Origin of the sequence: Streptomyces sp. SYP-A7185, assembly GCF_046103685.1 — a bacterium.
Classification (GTDB): Bacteria; Actinomycetota; Actinomycetes; order Streptomycetales; family Streptomycetaceae; genus Streptomyces.
This window is the reverse complement of the sequence record NZ_CP122310.1, coordinates 5,576,400-5,596,700: the sequence shown is the minus strand read 5'-3', so window position 1 is coordinate 5,596,700 and position 20,301 is coordinate 5,576,400. Positions and strand designations below refer to the sequence as shown.

Sequence of the window (20,301 nt, the reverse complement as noted above, 5' to 3'; positions counted from 1 at the left end):
CATGGGGCGTGAGCTCGACCCGACGGAGAACCGTCCGGGAGCACTTCCTCAGTCACCTACGCGGGTCGTCCGCAGTTTCAGCGGATCCTTCGGCCACCGCACTCTCTGACGAGCGCACGGCAACGACCAGCGGTCTTTGGCTTCCTCGGAAGAGTACGCGAACGGGTTCCCGTCAGGCAAATCGGCCGGGAACGGCCGTCGGGAGCGGTCAGAAACCGGCGTCCTCGCCGGCTCCGGCGCCCTTGCCGAGCTCCTTGAACATCTCCATCAGGTCGAAGGTCTTGCCGGCCGGCGGCGCGGTCACCTCGGCGGCCGTCCCGTAGTCGGAGAACTTCTGCGACATCTTCATCGTGCCCTCGGGGCTCTTGATGTCGACGTCCATGCGGACGGGGTAGTCGTCCTCGTTGACCCAGACCTCGGTGTCGTACCCCTTGATGCCCGACTTCTCGATGCTCTTGAACAGCTCCTCGCGCTCGCTCTTGCCGAGCATCTCGTCGAGGCCCTTGTTCGACGCCATCATCTCCTTGACGGAGAGACGGCCCTTGTAGCGCTGCGTCTGGACGCCGTCGACCTTCGCGGGTCCCGCGTGCTTCAGGTTCGGCGAGTCCAGGAGCATGGCGAGCTGCTGCGCCGGGTCCTGGTTCATGCTGTCCAGACCGGCGGTCATCTGCTTGGCCATCTTCTTGTCACCGGCCTGCTCGGCGATGGCGTTCAGATCCATCTTCATCCACTGCTTGCCGTCCATGTCCTTGGCGGCCGCGGCCCCCATGTCCATGTAGATGACGTTGTCGCGCCAGACCATCCGGACCTTCTCCGGAGCCTCCGGGTCGCCCTCCGTGAGCGCCGAACCCGACATCGTCATATCCATGACGGTCGGGTCCCAGCCCATGACGCCGGACATCTTCATGTTGCCGCCGGCGCCGCCCATCGACTGCGGTGCCGCCATCGTCATCTCGACCTTGGCCGACTTGGCCTTGGCGGTCTTCTCGTACGCCGCCGTGATGACCTCGGTCACCTGCGAACGGGACTGGGTCTCCCCCGAGCCCGTCCCGTTCGCCTTGCCGTCCTTGTCGGAGGCTCCACAGGCCACCGCGCCCGTACACAGCAGCGTGGTGGCGAGCACAGCGCCCGCCGTTCTCTTCACAGTCATGACCCCACCCCTAGGAACACATGATCGACACATCTGGGTCTGGCGAGAATACCCGACGTCCGAGGTCAGGCCTGTGGCCGCTGGTTCATGAGGTCCTTGAAGCTGACCGTGTCCGAGGCCGGGGGCTTCTCCACGGAGACGGGGGTGCCGTAGTCGCTGTAGTAGGCCGTCTGCGAGAACCCGCCGTCGTTCGTCTCGCCCTTCTCGGTCTTCTTCACCAGGAGGTCGTCGTCGTTGACCCAGATGTCGACCGTCTCCGTGGTCAGGCCGGCCTGCTTGAACTGCTTCTTCAGCTCGGCCAGCTGCCCGGCGTCGAGGTCCGCGCTCTTGCCGGTGAGGTCCGCGACGTCGACGGTCCCCGAGTAGTGGGTCGTCTCGGTCCCGCGGACCGTCTCCTCGCCCACGCGCTTCACGTCGCCCGACGCGAGCAGCATCTTGACCGACTGGTTCGGGGTGGTGTTCTGCATCTGGTCCTTGAACGCGTCGCCCGCGGCGCCGCTCATCTCGGCCAGCGTGTCGTAGTCGTACTCCAGCCAGTGCTTGCCGCCCCCGGCCTCGGCCGCGAACTTGTCGCCCATGTTCGCGTAGAAGCCGTCCTTCAGATAGCGGTAGTCGATCTTCGACTGGCCTATCTGCTTCATCTGCTCGGCCTGGGTGCCGCCCGTGAGGGTCGCGGTGACGTTGCCGGTGATGCCGTCCGACCACGCCATGGTGCCCTTCATGTCCATCGACATCTTGGTGCCCATGACCGTCTTGCTCTCGACCTTGGCCGAGTCCGCGTCGCCGGTCTTGTCCTCGATGGAGCGCAGGGCCGCCACGGGGCTGAGGGCCACGGAGTCCTTCCCGTCGCCCTTCGCGTCGTCGCCGGAGGAGCCACAGGCCGCGACCCCGGTCAGCGCGGCGGCCACCGCGATCGACAGGCCCGCGCGTCGCATGGTCGTGCTGTTCATGACATCCCACCCCTTGCACTCGTGTGAATCCCGCACGCTAGCGCAGTCCCCCGACAGTCCTGAGGAGATGCGCACATACGAGGACGGGCCCCGCACCTCGAAAGGTTGCGGGGCCCGCCTTCTTCACACGCGTGCGCGACGCGACTGCCGTCAGATTCAGACGGCGGCCGGGTCCTCCTCGGTGAGGAGGTTGCGGGTGCGGTTGCTGTCCAGCGGAATGCCGGGGCCCATCGTGGTGGTGAGCGCGGCCTTCTTGATGTAGCGACCCTTGGCGGCCGACGGCTTCAGACGGAGGATCTCCTCCAGGGCCGCGGCGTAGTTCTCCACCAGCTTGGTGTCGTCGAAGGACACCTTGCCGATGATGAAGTGCAGGTTCGAGTGCTTGTCGACGCGGAACTCGATCTTGCCGCCCTTGATGTCGTTGACAGCCTTCACGACGTCGGGGGTCACGGTGCCGGTCTTCGGGTTCGGCATCAGACCACGCGGACCGAGCACGCGGCCGAGGCGGCCGACCTTGCCCATGAGGTCCGGGGTGGCGACGACGGCGTCGAAGTCCAGGCGACCCTTGGCGACCTCGTCGATGAGCTCGTCGGCGCCGACGATGTCGGCCCCAGCGGCTTCCGCGGCCGCAGCACGGTCACCGGTCGCGAAGACCAGGACCCGGGCGGTCTTGCCGGTGCCGTGCGGGAGGTTCACGGTGCCACGGACCATCTGGTCGGCCTTGCGCGGGTCGACACCCAGGCGGAAGGCGACCTCGACGGTGCCGTCGAACTTGGTCGCGGAGGTCTCCTTGGCGAGACGGACGGCCTCGAGCGGGGCGTAGAGCTTGTCCCGGTCGATCTTGGCGTCCGCAGCGCGGAGAGTCTTGCTGCGCTTCACTTCTGCTCCTGTAGCGGTTACATCATGCGGCTCGGCCGCGTGACAGGTGTGGGAGTCGTGGTGCGGGCCGGCGCTTGGCCCTACCACTGAGAAAGGTCAGACGGGGAGTCTCAGCCCTCGACCGTGATGCCCATGGAACGGGCGGTGCCGGCGATGATCTTCGACGCGGCGTCCAGGTCGTTGGCGTTGAGGTCTTCCATCTTGGTGGTGGCGATCTCGCGGACCTGCGCCTCGGTGATCTTGGCGACCTTGGTCTTGTGCGGCTCGCCGGAGCCCTTCTCGACACCCGCGGCCTTGAGGATCATCTTGGCGGCCGGCGGAGTCTTGGTCACGAAGGTGAAGGAGCGGTCTTCGTAGACCGTGATCTCCACCGGGATGACCCAGCCACGCTGCGACTCGGTCGCGGCGTTGTAGGCCTTGCAGAACTCCATGATGTTGACGCCGTGCTGGCCCAGCGCGGGGCCGACCGGCGGGGCCGGGTTGGCTGCGCCGGCCTGGATCTGGAGCTTGATAAGCCCCGTGACCTTCTTCTTCTTGGGAGGCATTGCTCTCTCCGGGTCCTAGTGAGAGTTTCCAGCCACCATCCAGTCATCCGGATGGAGGCATACCGCACCACGATAACGGGTATAGTCGCGCGGCCAAAAACCGAGCAGGTCAGACAGGCTTTGAGAGCCCGTCTGACCTGGTCGGAGGCGTGTGTTCCAGAGGAAGCCGCGAGGGCTAGTTCTTCTGGATCTGGTCGAAGCTGAGCTCGACCGGGGTCTCGCGGCCGAAGATCTCGACGAGACCCTTGACCTTCTTGGAGTCGGCGTTGATCTCGTTGATCGTCGCCTGAAGCGTCGCGAACGGGCCGTCGGTGACGGTGACCGAGTCGCCGACCTCGAAGTCGAGGACCTGGACCTCGACCTTGCGGGACGGAGCCGGCTTGCCCTCGGCCTCGGCGGCCTCGCGGGCGGCCTTCTCCTCGGCCTCGGGGGCGAGCATCTTGACGATCTCGTCCAGGGTCAGCGGGTACGGGTCGTAGGCGTTGCCCACGAAGCCGGTGACGCCGGGGGTGTTGCGGACGACGCCCCAGGACTCGTTCGTCAGGTCCATGCGCACCAGGACGTACCCGGGAAGCTTGTTCTGACGGATCGTCTTGCGCTCGCCGTTCTTGATCTGCGCGACCTCTTCCTGCGGCACCTCGGCCTGGAAGATGAAGTCCTCGACGTTCAGCGAGACGGCACGCTGTTCGAGGTTGGTCTTCACGCGGTTCTCGTAACCGGCGTACGTGTGGATGACGTACCACTCGCCGGGAAGCGTGCGCAGCTCTTCGCGCAGGGCCACGATCGGGTCGACCGGCTCGGCCTCCTCCGCGTCCTCGGCGGACTCTGCGGACTCGTCGTCGTCGGCCTCGCCGGCCTCGTCGTCAGCCTCGGCGGCGGCTTCGTCGTCGGACTCGGCGTCATCGGCCTCGACGGCCTCGGTCTCGTCCTCGACGTGCAGCGCCGACTCTTCGGCGGGAACGCCCGCGGCGGCGTCGGCAGCCTCGGCCTGGTCCGGGTCCTCGGCGTCCGCCGCCTCGACGATGTCGAGCTTGTCCTCCACGGACTCCTCGGAATCCGTGCGCGGCTCAACGGCGTCGTTCAGGTTCGGGTCAGACACGGTGGCTGCTTCTTCCTGGATACAGAGGGGTGGAACGCGCGAAACGGGCGCCGGGTACGGCGCCCTTCGCTCTTGGCTCAGCCATCGGCTCAGCCGAAGACGTACTTGACGGCCTGGTTGAACCCATAGTCAATCACGGTCACGAGGCCGATCATGATGACGACGAAGACAATCACCACGGTGGTGTACGTCGTGAGCTGACTGCGGGTCGGCCAGACGACCTTGCGGAGTTCCGCGACGATCTGGCGGTAGAAGAGCGCGAGACGGCCGAAGGGGCCCTTCTTGCCGCGCTTGCCGCCCTTGCGGGCCTTCTTCTTGGACTCCGGCGCCTCGTCCTGGGCATCAGGCATGTCGATGGAGCCCACGGCGTCCGTCACTCGTCCTCACCTGATTCCGGGTCGTGGCCGTGCCGCGCCCGGTATGAGCCGCACGGCGGTGCAATGCAGTACGTACATGCGCACACATCCGAGAGGAGTGTGTAGCAGGGCCGGAGGGACTTGAACCCCCAACCGCTGGTTTTGGAGACCAGTGCTCTACCAATTGAGCTACGACCCTTTGATTTCCCCCAACCTACCGCATCCGCCCGGGTGCACAGAGTGCGAGGAGAAGGTGCGGCCGGTGAGGGCCAACGAGCAGTGAGTGTACGTGCTTCGCGGCCCTCCGTCGAACAGAAACGGATCCGGTGGTCTTGCAAACCCGCGTGCCGGGGGTCTTTCAGGTCTGGAACGATGGGGCGATGAGCGCTTCCACTTCTCCCACCGAGCGCCGGGTCTCCGCCCGCATCGGCGCGATCTCCGAGTCCGCGACCCTCGCCGTCGACGCCAAGGCGAAGGCCCTCAAGGCCGCCGGGCGACCGGTGATCGGTTTCGGCGCGGGTGAGCCCGACTTCCCGACGCCGGACTACGTCGTCGAAGCCGCCGTAGAGGCCTGCAAGAACCCGAAGTACCACCGCTACACGCCGGCGGGCGGGCTTCCCGAGCTCAAGGCCGCGATCGCCACGAAGACGCTGCGCGACTCCGGGTACGAGGTCGACGCCTCGCAGATCCTGGTGACCAACGGCGGCAAGCAGGCGATCTACGAGGCCTTCGCCGCGATCCTGGACCCGGGCGACGAGGTCATCGTCCCGGCCCCCTACTGGACGACGTACCCGGAGTCGATCCGTCTCGCGGGCGGCGTGCCGGTCGAGGTCGTCGCCGACGAGACCACGGGCTACCGCGTCTCCGTCGAGCAGCTGGAGGCCGCGCGCACCGAGCGCACCAAGCTCGTCCTGTTCGTGTCGCCGTCCAACCCGACGGGCGCCGTCTACAGCGAGGCCGACGCCGAGGCGATCGGCCGCTGGGCCGTCGAGCACGGCCTGTGGGTCATGACCGACGAGATCTACGAGCACCTCGTCTACGGAGACGCGAAGTTCACCTCGCTCCCGGCGATCCTGCCCGAGCTGCGCGACAAGTGCATCGTGGTCAACGGCGTGGCCAAGACGTACGCGATGACCGGCTGGCGCGTGGGGTGGATCATCGGCCCGAAGGACGTCGTGAAGGCGGCGACGAACCTCCAGTCGCACGCCACGTCAAACGTCTCCAACGTCGCGCAGGTGGCGGCCATCGCGGCCGTCTCCGGCGACCTGGACGCCGTCGAGAAGATGCGCGAGGCCTTCGACCGGCGCCGCAAGACCATCGTGCGGATGCTGAACGACATCGACGGTGTGCTCTGCCCCGAGCCCGAAGGCGCGTTCTACGCCTACCCCTCGGTGAAGGGCCTCATCGGCAAGGAGATCCGCGGCAAGCGCCCGCAGAACTCCGTGGAGCTCGCCGCGCTGATCCTGGACGAGGCCGAGGTCGCGGTCGTCCCGGGCGAGGCCTTCGGGACGCCGGGCTACCTGCGCCTTTCGTACGCGCTGGGTGACGAGGACCTCGTCGAGGGTGTCTCGCGGGTCCAGAAGCTCCTGGCCGAGGCACGCGACTGACGTCCGGTCCTCCGCGCCGTCGGACCGTCTCCCCTGTCCGGGGAGGCGGTCCGTTTCTTCGTTCGGGGGAGGCCACGAAGGGGGAAAGCGGCTATCGGGACGCCACGTGCGTACGGCAAGATCCTGGAATGGAGCGTGTACGTGACGTCAAAGAGCTGCCGAAAGCCCATCTGCATCTGCACTTCACCGGGTCCATGCGGCCCACGACCCTGCTGGAACTCGCCGACAAGTACGGGGTGCGGCTGCCCCCGGCGCTGACCGGCGGTGAGCCCCCGCAGCTGCGGGCGACCGATGAACGCGGGTGGTTCCGCTTCCAGCGGCTCTACGACATGGCGCGGTCCTGCCTGCGGGAGCCCGAGGACATCCGGCGCCTGGTGCGGGAGGCCGCCGAGGAGGACATACGGGACGGGTCGGGGTGGCTGGAGATCCAGGTCGACCCGACGTCGTACGCGCCGCGGCTCGGTGGGCTCATCCCGGCCCTGGAAATCATCCTGGACGCCGTCGAGAGCGCCTCGCGGGACACCGGCCTCGGAATGCGCGTCCTGGTCGCCGCGAACCGCATGAAGCACCCGCTGGACGCCCGCACGCTGGCCCGGCTCGCGGTGCGGTACGCCGATCGCGGCATCGTCGGCTTCGGGCTCTCCAACGACGAACGGCGCGGATTCGCACGGGACTTCGACCGGGCCTTCGCGATCGCGCGGGACGGCGGCCTGCTCGCGGCGCCGCACGGCGGCGAACTCAGCGGGCCCGCGTCGGTACGGGACTGCCTGGACGACCTGCACGCGGGGCGGATCGGGCACGGGGTGCGGGCCGCGGAGGACCCGCGCCTCCTGAAGCGCCTCGCCGAGCGCGGCGTGACCTGCGAGGTCTGCCCGGCGTCGAACGTGGCCCTGGGCGTCTACGAGAAGCCCGAGGACGTACCCCTGCGCACCTTGTACGACGCCGGGGTACCGATGGCCCTCGGGGCCGACGACCCGCTGCTCTTCGGGTCGCGGCTCGCCGCGCAGTACGAGATCGCGCGCAAGCACCACGCCTTCGACGACGCCGAGCTGGCCGAGCTCGCCCGGCAGTCGGTGCGCGGCTCGGCCGCCCCCGTCGACGTACAGCAGAAGCTGCTCTCGGGGATCGAGGAGTGGCTCAGCGGCTGATGCCCGCCAGGAGGGTCCGGGCGAGGGCGGCGGCGAACTCCTCGACGGGCTGCGGGGGTTGCTTGCCGATCGTGGAGTCGTAGGCGAAGGCGCGCTGGGCGCAGGCCCCCAGGAGGAGCGAGGCGGCCGCGAACGTGTCCGTCCCGGGGGCGATCCGGCCGGCGTCGCGTTCGGCGCGGAGGTAGGCGTCCAGGGCTTCGATGGGCACGTGCGGGCCGGTGCCCATCTCCTGCATGGCGTCGTCGTGGCGGCGCTTGAGCTTGGTCTCGGCGTAGAGGGACGCGGCGATCGGGAAGCTCTGGGCGTAGAAGTGGCTGGCCAGGCGGGCGATCTCGGCGAGGTTGTCCTCCACGGGGCGCTCCCCCGGGTCCTCGGCGAGGCGGTGCAGCAGTGGGGCGAGCCGCGGCAGCCGCTCCTTGAGGACGCCCACGAACAGCTCCTCCTTGCTCGCGAAGTGCTTGTAGAGGGCCGCTTCGGAGCAGCCCGCCGCCTTGGCGATCTCCTTGGTGGTGGCACGGGCGAGGCCGATGGTGAGCATGAGGTCGTGCGCCGCGTCGAGGATGCGGGCCCGGGTGGGCTTCTGCTGCATGTGCCGTCCAACCAACCTTGACGAAGAGGTGAGTGGTTACTCACTCTAGGGGTGAGTGAATACTTACCCACCCGGGGAGGGTGCGCGATGAAGCTCACGGTGTTCGGTGCGACCGGTGGTGTCGGCGGGGAGATCGTCCGGCAGGCGCTGGCGGCGGGTCACGAGGTCACGGCCGTCGTGCGTGACCCCGCGCGGCTGAGCGTGACGGGAAAGGATCTTGAGGTCTTCCGGGCCGACCTGACCGACCCCCAGGCCCTGCGGGCCGCGGTGACGGGCCGGGACGCGGTCCTGTCGGGCCTTGGGCCGCGCAAGAGGGCCGACGCGGGGACGGCCACCCGGCTCACGCGCTCGGTGCTGCGCGCGATGGAGGACGAGGGCGTGCGCAGGCTGGTGGTGGTGAGCGCGGCGCCGGTGGGCCCGCCCGCCGAGCGTCAGCCGGTGGTCGACCGAATAGTGGGGGCCCTGGTCAGCGCGATCCTCAAGCCCATATACGACGACCTGCGGGCCATGGAGGCCGACCTCGCGGCCGGCGCGACGGACTGGACCTCCGTGCGCCCCCCGCGGCTCCAGGACAAGCCGGCCACGGGCGCCTACCGCAAGGTCGTCGGAGGCACGCCGACCAGCGCCCGCTTCATGGGCAGGGCCGACGTGGCCCACGCGATGCTGGCGGCGATCGACGACCTGTCGACGGTGAAGCAGGGCGTGGGCGTGGCCTACTAGCCGCACGCAGGGCGTGGGCGTGGCCTACTAGCCGCGCCCAGGGCGTCCCGCCAGGGGCTTCAGAGGCTGACGCCCACCGTGACCGGCTCGTTGACCAGCGTGACCCCGAAGGCGTCCCGTACTCCGGCGACGACCTCGCGGGCCAGGGCGAGCAGGTCCTCCGTGGTCGCGCCGCCGCGGTTGGTCAGGGCCAGCGTGTGCTTGGTGGAGATGCGCGCGGGGCCCTCTCCGTAGCCCTTGGTGAAGCCCGCCTTGTCGATGAGCCAGGCGGCGGAGGTCTTCACGCGGCCGTCCTCCGTCGGGAAGGCGGGGGGCGCCACCTCCGGGCCGAGACGGTCCGCCACGCGCGCGTGGAACGCGGCGAACTCCTCCTCCGTGAGGATCGGGTTGGTGAAGAAGGACCCCGCCGACCAGCTGTCGTGGTCCTCGGGGTCGAGCACCATGCCCTTGCCCGCGCGCAGCTTCAGGACGGTCTCGCGGGCGACGGCCGCGGGAACCCGGTCACCGGCCTCGACGCCGAGCGTGCGGGCGGTCTCCGGGTACTTGAGGGGGGCGCTCATCCCCTGGGCGTCCTCCAGGGCGAAGCGGACGCGCAGCACCACGAAGCGGTCGGGTTCGGCCTTGAAACGACTGTGACGGTACGAGAAGTCGCACTCGGCGTTCGTGACGGTGACCGTCTCGCGCGTCTTCCTGTCGTACGCGATCACTTCGGTGATGGTCGACGAGACCTCCTGGCCGTACGCTCCCACGTTCTGGATCGGCGTCGCACCCGCGGAGCCCGGGATCCCGGCGAGGCACTCGATGCCCGCGAGGCCGGCCTCCACGACGCGGGCCACGGCGTCGGTCCACACCTCGCCGGCCGCCAGCTCAAGGCGGGTGCCGTCGAGGTCGAAGCCCCGGGTGGCGATGCGCAGCGCGGTGCCGTCGAAGCCCTTGTCCCCGATGACGAGGTTCGAGCCGCCGCCGATGAGCAGCAGCGGGGTCCCTGAGTCGTCGGCTTCGCGGACGGCGGCGATCACCTCGTCGTCGGTCGTCGCGGTGATCAGACGGGCCGCGGGACCGCCGAGCCGGAAGGTGGTCAGCGGGGCGAGGGGAGCATCGTGGAGTTCCTGCACGTGCTCAAGGGTACGGTCCGTGACCCCGCCGCTCGGGCGGGGCCACGGACCGCGGACGCACGACGGTCCTGCGTCAGTCCGGCGTCGGTCCGGCGGCGGACCAGCGATGAACCGGCGACGGACCTATAGGGGGTGGGTAGGGGGTGCGGCCTCAGGCGAGCTGGACCACCGCGCGGGACATGCCGAGCACCTTCTGGCCCGCGCTCGTCGCCACCAGGTCCACCCGGACCCGGTTGTCGTCGAGCTTCTGGGCGACCTTGGCGCTGACCTCGACCAGCGCGCCCTTGTCGTCGTTCGGGACCACGACGGGCTTGGTGAAGCGCACGCCGTACTCGACGACGGCGGCCGGGTCGCCCACCCAGTCCGTCACGACGCGGATCGCCTCGGCCATGGTGAACATGCCGTGCGCGATGACGTCGGGGAGGCCGACCTCGACCGCGAACTTCTCGTTCCAGTGGATCGGGTTGAAGTCGCCGGAGGCGCCCGCGTAACGGACGAGCGTGGCGCGCGTCACGGGGAAGCTCTGGGCCGTCAGCTCGGTGCCGACCTCGACGCTGTCGTAAGAGATCTTGGCGGTCATCGCGTCACGCTCCCTCTGCCGCGGGCTCCGCCGCACGCGCGACGAGCTTGGTCCAGGCGGTCACGACGTGCTCGCCGGCCTCGTCGTGGACCTCGCCGCGGATGTCCAGGATGTCGTTGCCCGCGAGCGACTTGATGGCCTCGATGGTCGAGGTGACCGTGAGCCGGTCCCCCGCCCGCACCGGCCGGGTGTACGCGAACTTCTGGTCCCCGTGCACGACGCGGCTGTAGTCGAGCCCCAGCTGCGGGTCCTCGATGACCAGGCCCGCGGCCTTGAACGAGATGGCGAACACGAACGTCGGCGGAGCGATCACGTCCGGGTGCCCGAGCGCCTTGGCGGCCTCCGCGTCGGTGTACGCCGGATTGGCGTCGCCCACCGCCTCGGCGAACTCACGGATCTTCTCCCGGCCGACCTCATAGGGCTCGGTGGGCGGGTAGGACCGCCCCACGAAGGACTGGTCGAGCGCCATGGACTCGGTACCTCCTGAAGGTGTGGGTAAACGACGCGAGGCCGCCCCCAGAAATCGGGGACGGCCTCGTGTACGAGCCTGTGTCTAGCGCGTTTCGCGGTGCGCAGTGTGCGCGTTGCAGCGCGGGCAGTGCTTCTTCATCTCAAGACGGTCCGGGTCGTTACGCCGGTTCTTCTTGGTGATGTAGTTCCGCTCCTTGCACTCCACGCAGGCCAGCGTGATCTTCGGGCGGACGTCTGTGGCAGCCACGTGAGTGCTCCTTGACGGACGGATGGACGGATGAACGCAAAAAAATAGTAGCCGATCGAAGGTCCGACCCCACAATCGGCTACCAAATCAGTAGCGGTGACCGGACTTGAACCGGTGACACAGCGATTATGAGCCGCTTGCTCTACCGACTGAGCTACACCGCTGCGATGCCGGATCCCCTCGCCCGAGGGCGAGGATCACGCGACATCAGAGCCCCAATACGGAATCGAACCGTAGACCTTCTCCTTACCATGGAGACGCTCTACCGACTGAGCTATTGGGGCGAGCGATGAAGACATTACACGGTCGGTCGCCGATCGCCCAAATCCGTTTCGCCGGGGCTGTCCGGGGGCATGTCGGCAGGCGTCCCGGCCGCCTCACCACGTCACTTCAGCGCCTCACGCCACACCGGTTCGGCCTCCTGCGCGGGGCTGCCGGCGGGGCTGCTGGCCGGCCTGCTGGCGGGTCTGCTGGCGGGTCTTCTCGGTGGCCGGCGTCGGGCTCGTCCCGTGGTTCGTGGGTTTGTGCCGGGGTTTGTGCCGGGCCCGCCCCGTGGCCTGCGTCAGGCTCCTCCCGTGGTCCGTGCCGGGGTTTGTGCCGGGCCCGCCCGGTGGTCCGCGTCAGGTCCGCCCCGTGGCTCGTGCCGGGACCCCTCCCGTGGCTCGTGCCGAGCCCGACCGGAGGGCCGCACCACGCCGGTACGACTATTCCGCTCCTCCTCGAAGAGGGCCGGTCGTCGCCCTAGGCTCGACCCACTCTGCGTGATCTTGGACGTCTCGGTCCCGGACGCCTCCGTCCCGGACGACGCCTCGCCCCGCAGCCGCCCCCGAACCTCAGGAGCGCGATGCCCGACAGCCAGCCGCAGCCCCACTCCTCCGGGTCCTCCGGCTCTTCAGGCTCTTCCGGCTCCTCGGGTGACGACGCCGACGCCTCCACGCTCCTCCTCAGCGGCGCCCGGCTGACCGACGGCCGGACCGTCGACGTGCGGCTCGGTTCCGGGCGCATCGAGGCGGTCGGCACCGCGGGCAGCCTGACCGCGCACGCCGCGCGCGTGGACCTCGGCGGCTACCTCCTGCTGCCGGCCGCGGCCGAACCGCACGCCCACGGCGACACGGCCCTGTCCGCGGACGCGGAGGGCCCCGTCTCGTACGAGGTCTCCGACGTCCAGCGCAGGGCCACCGAGGCCGCCTTGCTGCAACTGGGGCACGGCGCGACGGCGCTGCGCTCGCACGTACGGATCGGGGACGTTCCCGGGCTCTCCTCGATGGAGGCGGTGCTCCAGGCCAGGCGTTCGCTGCGCGGCCTGGTCGACCTGACGGCCGTGGCCGTGCCGCGCCTGCTGACCGGGGTGGCGGGCGCGGACGGGCTCGCGATGCTGCGGGACGCGGTGAAGATGGGCGCCTCCGTGGTGGGCGGCTGCCCCGACCTCGATCCCGATCCGACCGGGTACGTGGAGGCGGTCCTCGAAGTCGCCGCCGAGCACGGCTGCCCCGTCGACCTGCACACGGACGGCGGCGATCCGGCGCGGCTCGGGCGGCTCGCGGCGATGGCCGGCGGGCTGCGGCCCGGGGTGACGATCGGGCCGTGCGGAGGGCTCGGACGGCTGCCGTCGGACGTGGCCGCGCGGACGGCGGAACAGCTGGCGGCGGCAGGAGTGACGGTGGTGTGCCTGCCGCAGGGCGGCTGCGGGAGCGTGGAGCGGCGGGGCGCGGTGGCTCCGGTGCGGCTGCTGCGGGCGGCCGGGGTGCGGGTCGCGGCGGGCAGCGGGGCCATGCGGGACGTGGCGAACCCGGTGGGGCGCGGGGATCCGCTGGAAGCCGCCTATCTGCTGGCCTCGCGGTGCGGGCTGCGCCCCGAGGACGCGTACGGCGCGGTCAGCTCGGCGGCGCGGGCCGCGATGGGCCTGCCCCAGGTCCGGGTGGAGGCGGGATTTCCCGCCGAACTGCTCGCGGTGCGCGGCGACCAGCTCGCCGGGGCGCTCTCGCTCGCGTACAGCCGCATCGTGGTGCACCGGGGGCGCGTGGTGGCACGAACCAGCGCGGTGCGGGAGTACTGCGACTCGGCGGCCGCCGTCGCGCTCGACCTGCCGCGGCAGGGCCGCTCCAAGGGGGGCGGCCAGGGCCGGCCGAAGGGCGCGGAACCCTCTTGACGGCGGGCGACACCCCCTGACGTGCTCCCGCGTGCGCGGGGCGATCTTGCGGGGGCTGTCGTACGGTCGGAGACATGCGCATTGTCATCGCTGGTGGTCATGGTCAGATCGCGCTGCGGCTCGAGCGGTTGCTCGCCGCGCGGGGTGACGAGGTCGTCGGGATCGTCCGCAGAAGCGGGCAGGAAGCCGATCTGCGGGCCGCGGGCGCCGAAGCGGCGCTGTGCGACCTGGAGTCGGCGTCCGTCGACGAGGTCGCCGGGCTCCTGGAGGGCGCCGACGCGGCGGTCTTCGCCGCGGGCGCGGGGCCGGGCAGCGGCGCCGACCGCAAGAACACCGTGGACCGCGACGCCGCCGTGCTCTTCGCGGACGCGGCGGAGCGCGCGGGCGTACGGCGGTATGTCGTCGTGTCGTCAATGGGCGCGGACCCCGCGCACCAGGGCGACGAGATCTTCGACGCCTATCTGCGCGCCAAGGGCGAGGCGGACGCGTACGTACGCAGCCGTACGGCCCTGGACTGGACGATCCTGCGCCCCGGGATGCTGACGGACGACGCGGGCACCGGTCTGGTGCGCCTGGAGGCGTCCACCGGACGCGGCCCCGTCCCGCGCGACGACGTGGCCGCGGTCCTCGCCGAGCTCGTCGACTCGGCGGCGACGGCAGGGCTGACGCTGGAGCTGGTCAGCGGGTCCACGCCGGTATCGGTGGCGGTCAAGTCCGTAGCGGGGAACTGACGTTCGTCCGTCGCGGGAACCCGACGTCCACGGAACCTCGCGTACCCACGCACACCCACACGTCCGACCGCACACCCACACACCCGTCCGTACGGTGAAGTCGGTCTTCTGAGGGATGTCCCGCGCGCGGGGCGGTGCTTGGCTGGAAGTGCCGCCTACGTGAGGAACGCCATGAACGCCTCCGACGTGCCCCCCGCGCACGCAGCCCTCCTGCGGCAGATGTACGCCGTCTTCGGCACCGAAGAGCGCGACGCGTTCATCCCCCGCTCGCTGGCGCCCGACGTGAACTGGCCGAACCTCCTGGACAACACCCGCGCCCGCGGCATCCCGGCGGTCCGCGCCTACTGGGCACGGCAGTTCGCGGTGATGCACCCCCTGGTGCACCTGGAAGGGCTGCGGCTCGACGCCGACGGGCGGCGGGTCGTGGCGACTGTGCGGCCCGGGCTGCGGGACGAGACGGGCGACCACTGGGCGCCGACGACGGTCGAGCACGTCTACACGTTCCGGGCCGACGGCCTGGTGAGCCGCATGGACGTACGCCAGCCGTAGGCCGCGGTCCCGCCGGGAGGCCCGTCAGAGCACCCCCAGGAGGGCCACAGAGGGCTCAGAACAGCGGGAGCTGTCCGGGGAAGTCCGGGACGGTGTAGCCGTCCAGAGCGGGCTGTGCGGCGCCGAGCATGGCCTGCCTGCGCGAACCGGGGCAGGAGACGAGATCACCGCTGCCGCGCGCCCCCGGCGGATCGTGCCGGGCGAACCGGCCTCCGACGACCGCGATGTCCCGACGGCATTCGGGGCAGCGCCTGCGGCGGGCTGAGGACGGCATGGCTGGCATCGACGACATGATCCCAGCGTACGAAAAGACCCCCTCCGCCTCGCGTTTCCGCGAAAGCCGGAGAGGGTCTCCTTCGTGTGGCGGCGCCAGGATTCGAACCTGGGAAGGCTGAGCCGGCAGATTTACAGCGGGCCGGTCCCGACCCGACTGACCTGGGCAGACGGACGGCAGCACGTCGCTCGGGGGACACCCGGGGGAATCGCCATGTCCAGGCCGCTTCGTATCGATGCGCCCGGCCGCCGCGCCACCCAAAGTGGATCGTCAAGAAGACCCTCGGAGTCCTCCAGTCCAGCGCGCAGGAGGAACTCAACGACGTCATGGCCTGAGTGGGCTAGACCAGGATCTGACCGCGCCGTAACCCGTCGACCGCCGGTACCCAGCTGTGGATGCACAGCTATCGGAGCACTCGCCATACCTAAAGGGTGCGTCATGCCGCCTACGCGAGCCTCGGAACGTCTGAGCAGGCACGGCGGCTCTCACACTCACTTCTTCGGCTGACACTCGCGCTGGGCAAATCGAGCGCACGACGAGCGAAATCGCTACAACACCCCCGCATCTACATGGCGCACGAGAGACTGGGCGCCGAGCCAGAAAGGACGTGGGATCATCGTCATCATGCCGAATCCCAAAGCTGCCCCTCGCCCGCTGACCGTTGCCGGGCTCTTCGCCGGCATCGGCGGCGTCGAGTGTGGACTCCAGGCAGCTGGCATGCAGACCAAGCTGCTCTGCGAATGGTGGGAGCCAGCGCAGGCAGTGCTTGAGCATCGATTTCCTGACACTCCCCTGCACGATGACATCCAGACTCTGTCCCACTTGCCCGAAGTCGACGTAGTGACCGCTGGCTTCCCGTGCACCGACCTGTCTCAAGCAGGCCGAACGGCTGGTATCCATGGGGAAGCGTCAGGCATGGTCAAGCATCTCTTCAAGCTGCTGGCCGACGCCTCACCTCGATGGGTGGTCATCGAGAACGTTCGCAACATGCTGTCGCTGGACCGTGGCACGGCCATGGAGTACCTGGTCGGCGAGTTTGAACGTCTCGGCTATACATGGGCCTACCGCCTGGTGGACTCTCGCTTCACCGGAGTACCTCAGCGGCGACACAGAGTGATCTTCGTTGCCTCCCGAACCGACGACCCCCGCGCAGTACTCTTCGCCGAAAACGCTGGCGAGCTCCCTGAGAGTGAGTACAAAGAAGACGCGTTTGGCTTCTACTGGACGGAAGGCAATACGGGCCTTGGATGGGCTAAGGATGCCCTCCCCACACTCAAGGGAGGCTCCGGGCTCGGCATCCCCTCCTCGCCAGCCATGTGGATCCCCGGAGCCCCGTCCGGTCGAGCGATCGTCACGCCTCGTATCGAGGACGCCGAAGCACTCCAGGGGTTTCCGCGAGGCTGGACCGAAGCCGCTCTCAAGAAGGCCAAGCCAGGAGTCCGGTGGAAGCTGGTCGGCAACGCCGTCACCGTGGGCGTATCCGAGTGGCTCGGAAACCGCCTCCTCCGACCAGGCATGTACGACGAAGCAGGCCAGGCCTTCTTGCTCAAGGGAATGCGATGGCCAACAGCGGCCTGGGGGAACGCCGAAGAGCGCTGGGAGGCTCCCGTGGGCCTATGGCCGGTGCGAAACCCCTACCAGCACCTGCTTGAGGTCGTCGATGCCAGCAAGGCCGCGCCTTTGAGCCTCCGAGCGACGGCTGGCTTCCACGGACGGCTCCTCAAGAGCCGGCTGCGTTACAAGGACGAGTTCTCCGAGGCGCTGGGGCTGCACAGCAAGCACATGTCTGAGCCCGTTCCCGTCTCGTAGCACGTCTGTCCTGCTGTCCTGGGGACATGTGGCGCTTGCCCCAGGGCAGTACGGAAAATGTGCTCCGCATGGGTGAGTAACTGCCTAAGATCCAGCTATGTCTCACGACGAGAATCTGACGGCGCTTTGGCAGTTGATTGACACCCAGCACACGTCGACGAGCTCCCACAAATACGACGTGGCCGAGAGGACGATTGGCAGCCTCGTCGGCGACACCTCACCGCAGATTTACTACTTCACCTATATCAGCAGGGTGAGTAATTTCAGCGTTCGCGCCTCACAATCGACAGGCGCACTGAAATCCGATGCGGTTGTGGCTTTGATCCAACGCCGCACCGAGGACTCAAAAACTCACAGGGCAGCGCGCACCTTTGTTGAGCGCACAGGTAAACCCGTATTCCTCTTGCAAAGAGAGGCAGAAGAGAGCAAGAAGTGGTTTCCGATTGGCGGCTACGCACTCTCAGTTGATTCCCGCGGCCAAGCACTCCTGAGCAACCTCACCAAAACCTTTGGCGGTCCATCTCATGTGACGATTGACGCAAGCCAAGAGTTCACCGCCGTGAATGCAGTAAAATACCTTGAGAGCCTGGGAATTAGCGGATCCGCGATAGGATCCGCACTTTCCGGTTGGCATGATCTAAGAAGCCTGCTGGACACTGCCACTAAAAGCTCTATGGGACTTTCGGCCGCAGAAGCAGCAATTGTCGCTCGGCGGCGTGAGATCGTTGCCGAGCTCAAAGAAATGATCGCTGAAAAGTCGGTGACGGAACGAGACCTTCATCGGAAAATCCACGGAAACTATTGGATTTTTGGAGGCAAGTACACCGGCGTGTCCGAGCGGAATGGCCTCATCCCAATGGATGAGTACGATGTACCCCTGTTCTGCGCCGATGGCTCGATTCACATCGTCGAACTAAAAGGTTCCCACATCCCTTCGCTCGTTGAGCGTTACAGATCTCACTTGATTCCTGGCACACAAGTACATCAGGCAGTGGGCCAGGCGCTCAATTACTTACGCGATCTTGACGAAGTAGGATCCGCAATGGAGAGCTACTATAAAAGGAACGGATTCGAGTACGACCTCTGCCGCGCGCGGGCGACGGTCGTGATCGGTAATCCCGCGTTCGTGAACATTCCCGAGGATAAAAAGCGAAAGTTCGAAGCCGTAACGCGACAGATGGTTGACCAGACCATCCGGACCTACAACGGCTCGATCAACCGCATCGAGGTTCTGACCTGGGCAGACCTCTTGGATGCAGCCGACAGATCTCTTACGTTCGAGGGAGAGAATGGTGGCCATCTCGCGAATCCCAGCCCCGACGACACAGCATCAACGATCTTTTGATCTTTAACGGCCGCGACCCCGTCGGGCGGTAGGCAAAGAGCCGCCCGACGGGACAACGCGACTCGTAATCGCTCAAGCTGTGGCGCGTCCGGTACCGGCCTACACCTCGTCTTCTCCGCTGCTGCGACTCTGTCGCCACCGCTCAGCATCTGCTTCGAACAGCTCGCGCGTCTGTCGCAACAGAGCCTCCATGTCGGACGCGCTCTTGCCCTCGATTTCGACTGTGCGGTCTCCCAGCTCGACACGGATCCGGGCGCCTTGGTGACGGTTGGCGACAGCCTCGATGGCAGTCCGCAAAGTCATCCAGGCGCCGCTGTCACGCATCATCAGCGCAACGATGAGAAGTTGCCCAGAGTCGATACTGAACTCTGCTCCGTAGCTGGCATCTGCCCCTTGTGCTTCCAGCTCTGCCAGAAGTTCGCGGGCAAGGCCCGGCGTCGCTCGCAGCTTGACCTGGTCGAACATGGCGGCAGGATCAAGGCGGAGTCGGAGAACACCTGGGGCAGCAGGCGGGGGCTGGGGCATGAAGTCGTGGCCATGCGTCATGACTCAAGGCTAGGCGGGGCGGCAGGTTCAACATCCGGCGGTCGACAAAACTCGTCGGACGTCGCCGCTTCGCGAGCTGCGGCGTCATCGGAGGCTGGCCCGCAGCACAACGCGCGCTCAAGGTCGGCGTCATTCCGAAGGGAGAGAAGTAGAGCCGTGGACATCAGACCGGAACGGCGCCTGACAGCTGTCCGCCCCCGTGTGGCAGGTACTCGCTCTTGTTGATGAGGCCAGCAAGTTCTGGGGCCCGGCCTCACTGGCCCCCAGACTCGGTCGGTGTCGCTCAGCGCGCACAGGACTCGTCACGGCTGGGCGCGGGTCAGGCCGCGAAGGGTAGCTGCGCTGGCATTAAGGTGGTGGAAGCCATGCACCACAGGGCACGTTTCGCCCTAAGCGAGCCGTCCGGACACCAGGGCCCACCGTTAGCCGCCGCGCCAATTTACAGCGGGCCGAGTGCAATCTCGTCCACCTGCGGGTTCCTATGGAAATGCCCTCGCTGGGGGCACATGAGGGAACGAACGCGCTGCCAGTTGCTTCGACGCGTCATCGGGCCCGCTCCTCACGTGCCACGCTACAGATGCAAGGCCGAGGGGAACACCACCCGGCCAACCGCGGAAGCGACCATTGCCGCCCCCTTCGGCAGTTCCACTTCCGAGAGAGCCTTCCAGGCAGCGAGAGTGAGTCGACTGAGCTCCGGTATCCGCTGCGAATGGTTGGCACCGCGGGAACGGCTTCGCGTGAGATTCCGCGGCTGCCAGTCGCCGGAAGTTCGCCGTCGGCGGCTGTTCAACGGAGGAGTTGTCGCCACTTGGAGCGTGTGCTCCAGCGCAAGGCCGCAGACCGCGGAACTCATCGCTTCGACCTCCACCTGCTCGGACGCCGGCGCCTCGCAGAGCAGCAGTGGCCATCGGATCACCACCACCCTCTCCCAGACCTCAGGAGGCACCGTGTTGGCCAGGTGATGGCTCTCGCCCACTGGAAGGTCCCGCAGGCGACGCTCCGCCTCCTGCGTCTGCCCTACGTAGCAGAGCCCTGCTCCTGACGCGAACACTCCATAGAGCACGGGGCCCACCGTGACAGAGCTTTCTGCATGCGCCTCGGTCAGGAGGACCCCCACTCGGTGAGCGAACTGATACCGGCGCTCCTGCCACCGCGCCAGCAGCGAGGCATCCCCGAGCAGAGTCGTCAGCGACGATCGCCAGGCGCGAAAGGCGTCCTCATGTACCTGATCACTCATGGGGACTTGCCTCAAGAGATCATCCACACACCGCAGCGTAGACCTTTCACTGATTGATGACTGTCTTGAGAGAGCCGCAACCCAACACCACTTTCACACCCTGCCATCCCGCCACTGCCCCCTACCAGCCGTCGGCCCGGACGGACGCCGCGGCACATGGCACGCGCCGACCCGAGCGCCGTCCTGTTCGGGAAACGCCCCGAGT

22 protein-coding genes, 3 tRNA genes and 1 pseudogene are annotated in these 20,301 nt (G+C 68.0%); 8 read left to right on the top strand and 18 right to left on the bottom strand.

The genetic code is table 11. The annotated features are described in order from the left end of the window. Positions 1-208: 208 nt before the first annotated feature. The 7 genes from QBL25_RS24605 to QBL25_RS24575 form a co-directional block, all read right to left on the bottom strand. Complete coding sequence (locus QBL25_RS24605) at positions 209-1,150, bottom strand: hypothetical protein (RefSeq protein ID WP_409059164.1); 942 nt, start codon at positions 1,148-1,150, stop codon at positions 209-211. A 65-nt stretch (positions 1,151-1,215) separates the two neighbouring features. Next, entirely contained in the window at positions 1,216-2,100 is an 885-nt protein-coding gene (locus QBL25_RS24600; protein ID WP_409059163.1) for a hypothetical protein, read from the bottom strand. A gap of 156 nt (positions 2,101-2,256) precedes the next feature. Further along, a complete protein-coding gene (gene rplA, locus QBL25_RS24595; protein WP_409059162.1) occupies positions 2,257-2,979 on the bottom strand; it encodes a 50S ribosomal protein L1 in 723 nt (240 codons plus the stop codon). A 110-nt stretch (positions 2,980-3,089) separates the two neighbouring features. Beyond that, on the bottom strand, positions 3,090-3,524 hold the full coding sequence (gene rplK, locus QBL25_RS24590; protein WP_160506641.1) for a 50S ribosomal protein L11: 435 nt from the start codon (positions 3,522-3,524) through the stop codon (positions 3,090-3,092). 175 nt (positions 3,525-3,699) lie between these two features. Next, positions 3,700-4,623 (bottom strand): transcription termination/antitermination protein NusG, encoded by a 924-nt coding sequence (gene nusG, locus QBL25_RS24585; protein WP_409059161.1) that lies wholly within the window; start codon positions 4,621-4,623, stop codon positions 3,700-3,702. 89 nt (positions 4,624-4,712) lie between these two features. Continuing rightward, positions 4,713-5,000, bottom strand: a complete 288-nt coding sequence (secE, locus tag QBL25_RS24580; protein WP_190084400.1) for a preprotein translocase subunit SecE — start codon at positions 4,998-5,000, stop codon at positions 4,713-4,715. Between the two features lie 105 nt (positions 5,001-5,105). Beyond that, positions 5,106-5,178 (bottom strand) — tRNA-Trp (locus QBL25_RS24575). Between the two features lie 181 nt (positions 5,179-5,359). Here QBL25_RS24575 and QBL25_RS24570 point away from each other — a divergent pair. Both QBL25_RS24570 and QBL25_RS24565 read left to right on the top strand, forming a co-directional pair. After that, the gene (locus QBL25_RS24570) at positions 5,360-6,586 is read left to right on the top strand and encodes a pyridoxal phosphate-dependent aminotransferase (RefSeq protein WP_409059160.1); all 1,227 of its coding nucleotides are present in this window, start codon (positions 5,360-5,362) and stop codon (positions 6,584-6,586) included. 128 nt (positions 6,587-6,714) lie between these two features. After that, on the top strand, positions 6,715-7,734 hold the full coding sequence (locus tag QBL25_RS24565; protein WP_409059159.1) for an adenosine deaminase: 1,020 nt from the start codon (positions 6,715-6,717) through the stop codon (positions 7,732-7,734). On the opposite strand, the gene QBL25_RS24560 is transcribed toward QBL25_RS24565, so the two are convergent. Beyond that, positions 7,724-8,323, bottom strand: coding sequence for a TetR/AcrR family transcriptional regulator (locus tag QBL25_RS24560; protein WP_409059158.1), 600 nt, complete (start codon positions 8,321-8,323; stop codon positions 7,724-7,726). The genes QBL25_RS24565 and QBL25_RS24560 overlap by 11 nt on opposite strands. 87 nt (positions 8,324-8,410) lie before the next feature. Here QBL25_RS24560 and QBL25_RS24555 point away from each other — a divergent pair, with 87 nt between their 5' ends. Next, a complete protein-coding gene (locus QBL25_RS24555) occupies positions 8,411-9,043 on the top strand; it encodes an NAD(P)-dependent oxidoreductase (RefSeq protein ID WP_409059157.1) in 633 nt (210 codons plus the stop codon). A 59-nt stretch (positions 9,044-9,102) separates the two neighbouring features. Here the strand turns inward: QBL25_RS24555 and QBL25_RS24550 are convergent, their stop codons facing one another. The 6 genes from QBL25_RS24550 to QBL25_RS24525 all read right to left on the bottom strand — a co-directional run bounded on the left by QBL25_RS24550 (position 9,103) and on the right by QBL25_RS24525 (position 11,740). Then, entirely contained in the window at positions 9,103-10,266 is a 1,164-nt protein-coding gene (locus QBL25_RS24550) for a UDP-N-acetylmuramate dehydrogenase (RefSeq protein ID WP_409062761.1), read from the bottom strand. A gap of 43 nt (positions 10,267-10,309) precedes the next feature. Continuing rightward, complete coding sequence (locus tag QBL25_RS24545; RefSeq protein ID WP_409059156.1) at positions 10,310-10,738, bottom strand: MaoC family dehydratase; 429 nt, start codon at positions 10,736-10,738, stop codon at positions 10,310-10,312. Positions 10,739-10,742: 4 nt separating this feature from the next. After that, complete coding sequence (locus QBL25_RS24540) at positions 10,743-11,207, bottom strand: MaoC family dehydratase N-terminal domain-containing protein (RefSeq protein ID WP_409059155.1); 465 nt, start codon at positions 11,205-11,207, stop codon at positions 10,743-10,745. A gap of 84 nt (positions 11,208-11,291) precedes the next feature. Beyond that, positions 11,292-11,456 (bottom strand): 50S ribosomal protein L33, encoded by a 165-nt coding sequence (gene rpmG / locus QBL25_RS24535; protein ID WP_004571794.1) that lies wholly within the window; start codon positions 11,454-11,456, stop codon positions 11,292-11,294. Positions 11,457-11,547: 91 nt separating this feature from the next. After that, positions 11,548-11,620 (bottom strand) — tRNA-Met (locus QBL25_RS24530). Positions 11,621-11,667: 47 nt separating this feature from the next. Then, a tRNA-Thr gene (locus QBL25_RS24525) sits at positions 11,668-11,740 on the bottom strand. A 560-nt stretch (positions 11,741-12,300) separates the two neighbouring features. Here QBL25_RS24525 and QBL25_RS24520 point away from each other — a divergent pair. From QBL25_RS24520 to QBL25_RS24510, 3 genes are all read left to right on the top strand, one after another. Then, positions 12,301-13,605 (top strand): amidohydrolase family protein, encoded by a 1,305-nt coding sequence (locus QBL25_RS24520; protein ID WP_409059154.1) that lies wholly within the window; start codon positions 12,301-12,303, stop codon positions 13,603-13,605. A gap of 74 nt (positions 13,606-13,679) precedes the next feature. Further along, positions 13,680-14,336, top strand: coding sequence for an SDR family oxidoreductase (locus QBL25_RS24515; RefSeq protein WP_409059153.1), 657 nt, complete (start codon positions 13,680-13,682; stop codon positions 14,334-14,336). A gap of 171 nt (positions 14,337-14,507) precedes the next feature. Continuing rightward, positions 14,508-14,885, top strand: coding sequence for a nuclear transport factor 2 family protein (locus QBL25_RS24510; RefSeq protein WP_409059152.1), 378 nt, complete (start codon positions 14,508-14,510; stop codon positions 14,883-14,885). 55 nt (positions 14,886-14,940) lie between these two features. Here the strand turns inward: QBL25_RS24510 and QBL25_RS24505 are convergent, their stop codons facing one another. Further along, complete coding sequence (locus QBL25_RS24505; protein ID WP_409059151.1) at positions 14,941-15,159, bottom strand: hypothetical protein; 219 nt, start codon at positions 15,157-15,159, stop codon at positions 14,941-14,943. Between the two features lie 220 nt (positions 15,160-15,379). Then, a pseudogene (locus QBL25_RS24500) lies at positions 15,380-15,581 on the bottom strand (hypothetical protein); the annotation flags it as partial. 202 nt (positions 15,582-15,783) lie between these two features. Between QBL25_RS24500 and QBL25_RS24495 the strand changes: the two are divergent. Together QBL25_RS24495 and QBL25_RS24490 are read left to right on the top strand one after the other, a co-directional pair. Further along, positions 15,784-16,968, top strand: a complete 1,185-nt coding sequence (locus tag QBL25_RS24495; protein ID WP_409059150.1) for a DNA cytosine methyltransferase — start codon at positions 15,784-15,786, stop codon at positions 16,966-16,968. Positions 16,969-17,065: 97 nt separating this feature from the next. Next, on the top strand, positions 17,066-18,313 hold the full coding sequence (locus QBL25_RS24490; RefSeq protein ID WP_409059149.1) for a Shedu anti-phage system protein SduA domain-containing protein: 1,248 nt from the start codon (positions 17,066-17,068) through the stop codon (positions 18,311-18,313). A 99-nt stretch (positions 18,314-18,412) separates the two neighbouring features. On the opposite strand, the gene QBL25_RS24485 is transcribed toward QBL25_RS24490, so the two are convergent. Together QBL25_RS24485 and QBL25_RS24480 are read right to left on the bottom strand one after the other, a co-directional pair. Then, positions 18,413-18,778, bottom strand: coding sequence for a hypothetical protein (locus tag QBL25_RS24485; RefSeq protein ID WP_409059148.1), 366 nt, complete (start codon positions 18,776-18,778; stop codon positions 18,413-18,415). A gap of 652 nt (positions 18,779-19,430) precedes the next feature. Next, on the bottom strand, positions 19,431-20,096 hold the full coding sequence (locus QBL25_RS24480; RefSeq protein ID WP_409059147.1) for a hypothetical protein: 666 nt from the start codon (positions 20,094-20,096) through the stop codon (positions 19,431-19,433). Positions 20,097-20,301: the final 205 nt, after the last annotated feature.